At 63.7% G+C, this 9,260-nt stretch carries 10 protein-coding genes; 4 read left to right on the top strand and 6 right to left on the bottom strand.

Annotated features, from left to right (window positions below; translation table 11 throughout):
* Positions 1 to 166: 166 nt before the first annotated feature.
* Complete coding sequence (locus tag NKH98_RS16455) at positions 167 to 1,186, bottom strand: GH25 family lysozyme (protein WP_352899795.1); 1,020 nt, start codon at positions 1,184 to 1,186, stop codon at positions 167 to 169.
* 260 nt (positions 1,187 to 1,446) lie between these two features.
* Between NKH98_RS16455 and NKH98_RS16450 the strand changes: the two genes are divergently transcribed.
* Positions 1,447 to 2,361: a hypothetical protein gene (locus NKH98_RS16450; protein ID WP_352899792.1), complete on the top strand. Its 915-nt coding sequence runs from the start codon at positions 1,447 to 1,449 to the stop codon at positions 2,359 to 2,361.
* 13 nt (positions 2,362 to 2,374) lie between these two features.
* Here the strand turns inward: NKH98_RS16450 and NKH98_RS16445 are convergent, their stop codons facing one another.
* The 5 genes from NKH98_RS16445 to NKH98_RS16425 form a co-directional block, all read right to left on the bottom strand.
* Complete coding sequence (locus tag NKH98_RS16445; RefSeq protein WP_023717422.1) at positions 2,375 to 2,587, bottom strand: hypothetical protein; 213 nt, start codon at positions 2,585 to 2,587, stop codon at positions 2,375 to 2,377.
* A 118-nt stretch (positions 2,588 to 2,705) separates the two neighbouring features.
* Entirely contained in the window at positions 2,706 to 3,104 is a 399-nt protein-coding gene (locus NKH98_RS16440) for a GFA family protein (protein WP_254817677.1), read from the bottom strand.
* A gap of 195 nt (positions 3,105 to 3,299) precedes the next feature.
* Positions 3,300 to 4,256: an alpha/beta fold hydrolase gene (locus NKH98_RS16435; protein ID WP_352702977.1), complete on the bottom strand. Its 957-nt coding sequence runs from the start codon at positions 4,254 to 4,256 to the stop codon at positions 3,300 to 3,302.
* Positions 4,257 to 4,297: 41 nt separating this feature from the next.
* On the bottom strand, positions 4,298 to 4,783 hold the full coding sequence (locus NKH98_RS16430; protein WP_352702979.1) for an SRPBCC family protein: 486 nt from the start codon (positions 4,781 to 4,783) through the stop codon (positions 4,298 to 4,300).
* A 119-nt stretch (positions 4,784 to 4,902) separates the two neighbouring features.
* The gene (locus NKH98_RS16425; protein WP_254817674.1) at positions 4,903 to 5,151 is read right to left on the bottom strand and encodes a ParB N-terminal domain-containing protein; all 249 of its coding nucleotides are present in this window, start codon (positions 5,149 to 5,151) and stop codon (positions 4,903 to 4,905) included.
* A 155-nt stretch (positions 5,152 to 5,306) separates the two neighbouring features.
* Here NKH98_RS16425 and NKH98_RS16420 point away from each other — a divergent pair, with 155 nt between their 5' ends.
* From NKH98_RS16420 to kce, 3 genes are read left to right on the top strand one after another with little or no spacing between them, the layout of a single operon-like run.
* Positions 5,307 to 6,947: a N,N-dimethylformamidase beta subunit family domain-containing protein gene (locus NKH98_RS16420; RefSeq protein WP_352899787.1), complete on the top strand. Its 1,641-nt coding sequence runs from the start codon at positions 5,307 to 5,309 to the stop codon at positions 6,945 to 6,947.
* Between the two features lies 1 nt (position 6,948).
* Positions 6,949 to 8,316: an aminotransferase family protein gene (locus NKH98_RS16415; RefSeq protein ID WP_352899784.1), complete on the top strand. Its 1,368-nt coding sequence runs from the start codon at positions 6,949 to 6,951 to the stop codon at positions 8,314 to 8,316.
* Positions 8,317 to 8,326: 10 nt separating this feature from the next.
* Positions 8,327 to 9,256 (top strand): 3,5-dioxohexanoate:acetyl-CoA acetone transferase, encoded by a 930-nt coding sequence (gene kce, locus NKH98_RS16410; protein ID WP_352702985.1) that lies wholly within the window; start codon positions 8,327 to 8,329, stop codon positions 9,254 to 9,256.
* The last annotated feature ends 4 nt before the right edge of the window (positions 9,257 to 9,260 follow it).

Genomic DNA, 9,260 nt, shown 5'->3' with positions numbered 1-9,260 from the left:
AGCGGTGAAGAACCGCCAGCCAACTTGCCGCCCAGAAAAGCCTCCGCCAAGCTCAACTGGCCCATCTGCTTCACTGCCATCGCGATTCCCTCCGAGCTTCGTCTCAGAGAATCACAATCAGCGAATTACGCAACAGGCCCACAAGGGGAGAAGGCAAGAGCTGCCGCTACTCCGCCTCCGCTACCATCTGCCGGCCGCCAACCCAGTCGCGCCATGCCCGCTCATCGCCGTGGAACACGTTGAGGTCGATGCGGCCCCTCACCCCGTGCGACAGGCCGGAGCCGGAATATTGCCAGAACAGCCATTTGCGGCCGGGATAGACCTTTGACGGGTGGGCGGCCACGGCGCGCACCCAGAATGGATAATCCGGGAATGCGCCGCGCAGATTGTCGCGGTAGAAGTCGGGCGCGGTGTAGATGATCGGCCGCTGGCCGTAGTGGCGCTCGAGCTTGTCCATGAACACCTGGATCTTTTCCAGCACCTTTTGCCGCGAAGGGCGGCGCTTGCAGCTGGATTCGCCGTTCCACTCGACGTCGATCACCGGCGGCAGCGCGCCCTCGACCCTCGGCACGTTGCGGATGAACCAGTCGGCCTGCTCGCCGGCGGTGCGGCACCAGTAGAAGAAGTGATAGGCGCCGCGCTTCAAGCCGGCGGCGTCGGCATTGCGCCAGTTCCTGGTAAACATCGGGTCGATATGATCGCCGCCGTCGGTCGCCTTGATGTAGGCGAAGTTGGCGCCCTGAGCGCGCAGCTTTTGCCAATTCACATTGCCCTGCCAGCGCGAAACGTCGACGCCATGGACGGCAAGGCGCCTCGGCGAGGAGGACTTACCGAAATTGATCGGCTTGGCGTCGCGAAAACCATAGCGCGTGACCGGCTCGGCAAGCATCGCCGGTGCTGCGCGTGTCAGCCGCTTCGGCGGCGACATCAGCGCGATGACCTCGGCCGGCGGTTCGACGTCCTGATCGGGCACGTTCATCGCGACCGGCTGTTCGTCCTGCTCCTGTTCGGCAAAAGCGGGCGCAGCATCAGTCTTCGCCACGGATGCCACCGGCGCGGGTGGCCGCACAACCGAGCTGGTGGTCTCGCCGGACGGCACTTGCAGCGCATCCACGCCGGAGGTCGACGTGCAGCCGGCAAGGCACAGCGCTGCGATCGAAAAGATGACGACGCCTGATAACCGCATCTGGACCTGTACGCAAAACACAACAGACCGAAGGCAGGACAACGCCGCCGGACAAACCAAGCTGGATTCCTAACAAGAAACTACCAACAAAGTTTGAATCGAATTGTTAGGGGGTTTGCATCGGGAGGTTCGCCGGGACGGGGGTCCGCCATCCCCCAACGCTCGACCACGTGGCTGCCTCGCAATCCCGCTTGACAACTCACGGCATGAGATTAGTCTCCACTAATCTTACGGTGTAAGGCCATACTTGGGAGGAAGTCATGCAGCCCGCCGCCCTGTCAGAATTGCAGCCCGTAGCCCCGCCCGAGCCACGCTCGCCCGCCATCGGGATCGACGAAATATCGCGCGATCTCAGCCGCGTTATCGAACGCGCCGAGGTCAATGCCTGGCTCGATCTCTATCGCGCCGCCCCGGCAGACTTTGCCGCAAGGCAAGGCCTTGCCATCGCCGAAGATGGCGATCTCGTCTGGACCACCTGCACGACGATCCCGTTCATCCATTTCAACTGCGTCAAGAATCTCGGTGTCGATAGCGCTGCCACCGAGAGCCGGCTCGACGCGCTTCTGGCGCATTATCGCGAGGCCGGTATTCTGCGGCCCTGGTTCTACACCAATCCGCATACCGAGCCCGCGACGCTCAGCTGCTGGCTCGAGGCACGCGGCCTGCAGCGTCAGGGCGGTTGGGAACGCATCTTTCGCGACGCCACGCCATTGCCAACGGAGCCGCTTTTCCCGTCGAAGGATGTCTCGGTCGAGCGGGTGACGTCGGCAACGGCAAGGGAATGGGCTGGGTTCATCGACAGCCAATATCGGTTGCCGACCTCACCATGGTTGCTAGCGCTGGCCGGCCGACGCGGCTGGCATCATTATATGCTGCGGCGGGACGGCGCGATGGCGGCGGTGCGCTCGATGGTCATCGGTGTCGACGGCATGGCCTGGAGCGGCATCGACGCGCCGGTGCCCGGCATCATGGCGCCGAGCTTCGACCTCGATGCAATGCTCGGCGAAGCGATGGTGCGCGACGGACTTGCGGCCGGTGCAAAACTGTTCGTGGCCGACATCGAGGCGCCGCAGTGCGAACGCGACGGGCCGGCGTATCGCAACTATGCGCGCCTCGGCTTCAGGCTCGCTTATTTCCGCAGCCATTACAGCTATTTGCCGGCAAATTCCGGCTGACCGCTTCAAGACCCTAGCCGCAAAGCCACAGCTTGTGGCAGGTCGTGGCCATAAGGTGGGCCGGCGGTACAAAACGATCGTTGACCGCCACATCATCGTCCGCCCGGCGGACCTTTTCCTCGAGCAGCGTGCGAAGTTCTGCCGGCTGCACGCGGTCGCGCTCCATCACCAGCTTGATCATCGGATCACTCAAGAGCTCGTCCAGGGTGTTGATGCTGTCGTTCATTCCGTCGCCTCCTCGACTGCCGCCCGCACGCAATAGATAGGCAGCAATGATGGCCCGCCAATGACGCTTTGCCGGCTATCTCGTGTCGCTTTGGATTAAATTTTATCCAGACTTCACCTCAAGCCGGAGGTGGCGCGCCTTCATATTGCGGCAGGCCGTCGTCGATCTGGACCCAGGGCTGCTTCGAGGCGGTCCAGATGTGCATCTCAGGCCTGAACACCGAAGGATCATCGAGCGAGCCGGTCGTGATGCCGATGATGCCGGCGGAATCGCGCCGGGAAAACATCGTCGTGCCGCAACGCGGGCAAAAGCCACGCTTGAGATCGGGCGAGGAATTCACCGTCGCCACCGGTCCGTCGACCGTCACATCGTCGATGCGGAACAGCACGCGCGCGTTGAAGGCGGCACCCAGTGCCTTCTGGCAGAGCCGGCAATGGCAGACGCGCTCATTGATCGGTGTCGCCTCGGCATGGTAGCGCACCGCACCGCACAAACACCCGCCCTGATATCTTGCCATCGCCCATGTCCCTTCCCTGCGAGGATAGGCGATACCTATCGATAGGCGTGGCACCGTCAATTGAAAAGCTTTGATGGCGTTATCTAAAGCTGTGATCCGGCCGATGGGCGATCGGCTGGATGCGCCGCGCCAAGGCCTCATCAACGAAATGCCGGCCATCTCGCGGGAGACGGCCGGCAGACAATTGACTGAGCGTCAGTTCGTTTCGTTGACGACCTCATCCCAAGTCTTGACCTTGGTCTCGCCATTGAGGAACGGCAGCGTGGCAGCTGTCAGTTCCGGCGCGAAGAACACGTCATAGTGGGTGCGGTTCGGCAGGATCGCCAGGCGGTTTTGCGACAGGTTCTCGCGCATCCAGCCGGCGTCCTTCAACCCGCCGCCAAGCATCTGGTAAAACTTGATCTCGTGCTCGGGCCGGTACATGTCGCTGTCGCCGAACACCAGCATGACCGGCATTTTCAGCTTCGGCACGTCGGCAGAATAATCGTAGTCCTTGCGCATATAGGCGCCGAGCTGGTCGAGCAGTTTCGGAAAATCCTTCGGATGCGGCGCGACCGCGACGTAGGATTTGTACATCGGCGTGTCCTTCATCATGTCGGCCATCGCTGCGCCGACTTGTGCCTGCTGGCCACGCATCTCGGCATAGAAGCCGTCCGCGGCGTAGCCGGTCGAGACCAGGACGAGCCGGCGCACCACGTCGGGATGCTGCACGGCCATGCGGAAGGCGACGCCCCCACCCAGCGAATAACCCATGACGTCGACCTTGTCGTAGCCGAGCGCCTTGACGATCGCCGCCATGTCGTCGCCCATCGCCTCCAGGCTGAGCGGCCGGTCGCCGAGTGCGGTGCGGCCATGGCCCTGCAGGTCGACCCCGATGACGGTGCGGTTTTCGGTAAGCTTCGGCAGGATCGGCGCGAACATGTCGGTTGTGCCGAGACCGCCATGCAGCAGAAGCAGTGGCTCGCCCTTGCCATAGACGGCGTAATAATAGTTCAGGCCGTTGATCGGCAGCAGGCCGGACTTTTGCGGCTTCGGCAGTGTTGCGGTTGCGGTCGTCATGGCGGGCTTGGCCTCCTCTGCGTTGATGGCGCCCGGCGCGGCAAAGAGCGCGGCGGCCGAGGCGAAAATGGCAATAAATATCGATCTGGACATATCAGTCTCCCTCTCTCGTTTGCATCAAAGTCGCTTGTGCATCAAAGTAGCTTGGCGACCTCCTCGAGCTGTTCGGCGCACTGGCCCCAGCCGTCGTGAAAACCCATTTTCTCGTGCTGTTCGCGGTCGGCCACCGACCAATGCGCAACCCGGGCGATGTAGCGGGTCTTGCCCTCGCCCTCGTCGTCGAAGGTCAGCACGACCGTCATGAACGGCTTTTCGGACGGCTCCCACGCCCTGGCATAGGCATCGGTGAAGACGAGCCTTTTGCCTGGTACGACTTCGAGGAAGATGCCTGGATTCGGGAACTCCTTGCCGTCGGGATCGGCCATGACGACAAGGGTGGAGCCACCGGTCCGCACATCCATTTCGGCGCGCGGCGTCGTCCACGGCTTCGGCGAGAACCATTGCGTCAGCAGCTTCGGCTCGGTCCAGCAGCGATAGACGTTCTCGCGCGGCGCATCGATGATGCGGGCGAGAACCAGCTCGCGGTCGGAGTTGGGGGCGATGTCGAGCTTGGTGGTCATGGCGTTCCTCACACGTCGGTTTGGCTTTCGTGTCTAGGACGAACCGACAAGACGCAAGCCGACACGGCCCGCGAAAAAATCCGCGGGACCGGAGATTCGAGCGACGGAACCGAGTGGCTTCAGTGGCGCTTGGCTTGCACCAGATAGGCGTCGATCTCGGTCTCGCCGAGCCATTTGGCCGCTTCCAGCCGATGCAGGCCTTCGACCAAGACGTGGCGCTTGCCGTCATGGCGCACCTGGATCGGCATCTTCATGCCGTTTTCCAGAATGTCCTCGGCCAGATGGCGGACGGTTTCAGGATGCAGCGTCTTCTTGCGCGCGGTCGGCACGTAGATGTCGTCGACCCTGACCTTTTGCACTCTCAGCATATCGGCTCCCGTGCGGACAAGGCCGCCCTTTGTGAGATAGTCTGTTTGGCCGGCAAGGCCAAGGGAGCAGCCCGGCAATGGCTGGCCCGATCGTTTCCAATTGACGCTTGGCCGGCGGATAGCCGAAATGGCGGCCTTCGAACTTAGCGGTGTCCATGAACCATCTGCCGACCGAGTTTCCCGATTTCGGACTGACGCCGGAGCAGCGACGCCAGGCGGTGCGCAGCCATTACTGGGAATGGCCCGGTATGGATGGCGGGCGCGGCGAAATCTGGTGCTACAGCGACCGTTTTTCCTATCGCCCCGGCGAGATGGTGGCGCTGCATGTCAGTTCGACGGCCGCCGGTTTCGGCATCGCGATCATCCGCGACGGCGGCGCGGAAACGACAATGTTCGAAAGGACCGGGATTGCGGCGCGCTGGCAAGATATGCCGGATCAATGTTCGGTCGAAGGCTGCGGCTGGCAGGCGTCGTTCGAGTTTCGCATCGGCGACGACTGGCCATCCGGCGCCTATCGCGTCACGCTTGAAGCGGACGGTCGCGACGGCAAGCCGATCCGCTGTCATCACCTTTTCATCGTCTCGCCGCAGCCCGGCAAGAAACCCGGCCGCGTGCTGCAGGTCGCGGCCACCGGCACCTGGCTCGCCTACAACACATGGGGCGGTTCCAACCATTACGAAGGCATCACCGGGCCGGCCCGCGACCAGTATGCACGAATGGTGTCGACGCAGCGGCCTTGGTGCCGCGGCTTCGTCGTGCTGCCCAAGGATGCGCCGCGCGTGCCGCTCGAAGTCGCGGTGCCGCCGAAAACCGTGCCGCGCTACCCGCACATGGAATGGGCCTTTGCCACCGGCCATTCGAAGAAATACGCCTCAGCCGGCTGGGCAAGCTACGACAGCCATTTCTTCCGCTTCGCTGAGCGTTCCGGCTACGCCGTCGATCTCGCCAGCCAGCACGACCTGCATTTTTCGCCCGACATTCTCGACGGCTATGACTGCGTCGTCTTCGTCGGCCACGACGAATATTGGACCTGGGAAATGCGCGATGCGGTCGACACCTATGTCGAGCGCGGCGGTCATGCGGCGCGATTTGCCGGCAACTTCATGTGGCAGACCAGGCTGGAGGACGAAGGCCGCCGGCAGGTCTGCTACAAATACCGCGCCCGCGCCGAGGACCCGGCCTATCGCGGCGGCGATATAAGGCGCGCCACCAATTCCTGGGAAGCGCCGGAAATCGGCCGGCCGGGTGCGGCGACCTTCGGCCTCAACGCGACAAGAGGCGTCTATGCCGGCTGGGGCGGCTGCGCGCCGCGCGGTGTGCGCGGCTTTCCGGTCTACCGGCCGGAGCATTGGGCCTTTGCCGGTACCGGCATCTACTATGGCGACCTGCTCGGCACCGACAGCCATGTCTATGGCTATGAGGTCGATGGGCTCGATTTCGAGATCCGCGGCGGCCTGCCCTACCCCACGCCCGACAGCGGCGCACCGGACGGCCTGCAGGTGCTCGCGGTCGGCATGGCTGCCCAGGTCGAGGAAAGCGCCGACATTCCGTTCGAGGACCAGTTCCTCGGCGACGAGGATGGTCGCTTCACCGCCGAAACGCTGTTCGGCGAGGCGAGCGACGCCAATCTGGACAAGGTCAAACGCGGCAACGGCATGATCGTCAACTTCCCGCGCGGCAAAGGGGAGGTGTTTCACGCCGGAAGCTGCGAATGGGTTGCCGGCCTGCTAAGGCAGGATGCGATGGTCGAGCGTGTTACCAGAAATGTCCTCGACCGCTATCTCGGAAAGTCATGACATGCTGAAGTCCCCTGCCCCGGAAGCCCGCGAAGCCTCGCATCTGTTTTATCTGTCCAGCCTGCGCCGGCCGCTGATCGACCGCGCCGAAGGCATCTACATGTGGACGCAGGATGGCCGCCGCTTCATCGACGGATCGAGCGGCCCGATGGTCGCCAATATCGGCCACTCCAATCGCAACGTGCTCGACGCGATGAAACGGCAGATGGACCGCGCCACCTTCGCCTACCGCCTGCATTTCGAGAACGAACCGGCAGAGGAGCTCGCGCGGCAACTGGCGGCCAAACTCCCCGAGGGCCTGGACCGCATCTTTTTCGTCTCCGGTGGCTCGGAGGCAACGGAATCCTGCGTCAAGCTGGCGCGGCAATGGGCAGTCGCCATCGGCCAGCCCAGCCGCTGGAAGGTGATCACGCGCTTTCCGTCCTATCATGGCGGCACGCTCGGCGCGCTCGCCGTCACCGGCGACGATGCGCTGGCCGAAACTTTTGCGCCGATGATGCCGGTCATGCCGACGGTGCCGGCGCCTGCCGCCTGGCGCGACCGCGACAATCTTTCGATGGAACAGCGCGGCACCCGCTACGCCGACATGCTGGAGGAAAAGATCCTCGCCGAGGGACCGCAGAGCGTGCTCGCCTTCATTATGGAGCCGGTCGGCGGCGCTGCCACAGCTGCATTGGTGGCGCCCGACAGCTATTATCCGCGCATCCGCGAGATCTGCAATCGCTACGGCATCCTGCTCATCCATGACGAAGTGATGAGCGGTGCCGGCCGCACCGGAAAATTCCTTGGCGGCGACCACTGGAACTGCAAGCCAGACATCGTCGCGCTGTCGAAGGGGCTGGGCTCGGGCTATGCCCCGCTCGGTGCGCTGGCGGCACCGATGCGGCTGGTGCAGCCATTGCTCGCGTCGGGCGGCTTCCAGCACGGCCATACCTATGCCGGCAATCCGCTCGCCTGCGCCGCCGGGCTCGCCGTGCTCGGCGAGATGGACCGTCTCGGCCTGATCGCGAACGCGGCTGTCATGGGCGAGCTATTGATGGCCGAGCTGAAGGGATTGGCGAAGCGGTTTCCGTTCATCGCCGACGTCCGCGGCAAGGGCCTGCTCACCGGTGCCGAAATGGTCGCCGATCCGGACACGCTGAGGCCGATCGAGCCGGCGAAAAAGGCCACTCAGCGCCTGCTCGACCTCGCCTATGAGCGCGGCCTGATCATCTACGGACGCAAGGTCAAGGGCGGTGTCGACGGCGACAATTTCATGGTCGCGCCGCCGATGATCGTCACCGCCGCGCAGATCGGCGAGATCATATCCATCATCGGTGACGCGCTCGAGGTGCTGGCCGGCGAGCTCGACCTGCCGGTCGAAGGCTGAGGAACGAACCATGGCACCGCGCAAAGTCATCATCACCTGCGCCGTCACCGGGTCGGTGCACACCCCGTCGATGTCGCCGCATCTGCCAGTGACGCCGGACCAGATCGCCGCAGACGCAATCGCCGCCGCCGAGGCCGGCGCTTCGATCCTGCATCTTCATGCCCGCGACCCTAAGGATGGGCGGCCGACCGCCGACCCCGAGGTGTTCATGCAGTTCCTGCCGCGCATCAAGCAGGCGACCGATGCGGTGATCAACATCACCACCGGCGGATCGTCGCTGATGACGCTCGACCAGCGGCTGGCCGCGCCGCTCAGGGCAGAGCCGGAAATGTGTTCGCTCAATATGGGTTCGATGAACTTTGCGCTGTTCCCGATGCTCGAGCGGCCGCGGGAATGGCAGCACGAATGGGAGCCGAAACTGCTCGAGGCCACCCGCGACACGATCTTCAAAAACACCTTTGCCGACATGGAGACGGTGCTCGAGAAGCTCGGGCGCGGTTGCGGCACGCGCTTCGAATTCGAGTGCTACGATGTCGGCCATCTCTATTCGCTGGCGCATTTTCGCGATCGTCGGCTGGTGTCTGGACCTTTGTTCATCCAGTTTGTTTTGGGCATCCTTGGCGGCATCGGCGCCGATCCAGAAAACCTGATCCACATGAAGCGCATCGCCGACAAACTGTTCGGCGACAGCTACCAATTTTCGGTGCTGGCCGCAGGACGCCACCAGATGCCGATGATCTCGATTGCGGCGGCGATGGGCGGCAATGTCCGCGTCGGGCTGGAGGACAGCCTCTACGACGGGCGCCAACTCGCCAAGTCCAATGCCGACCAGGTGCGCCGCATCCGCAGCGTGCTCGACGGATTGTCGCTGGACGTCGCGACGCCGGCCGAGGCGCGGCAGATGCTGGCGCTCAAGGGCGGCGACCGCGTGGCGTTCTGAGATG

Origin of the sequence: Mesorhizobium sp. M0833, from assembly GCF_040319905.1 — a bacterium.
In the GTDB taxonomy this organism is placed as follows: domain Bacteria; phylum Pseudomonadota; class Alphaproteobacteria; order Rhizobiales; family Rhizobiaceae; genus Mesorhizobium.
This window is presented reverse-complemented; position numbering and strand designations above follow the sequence as displayed.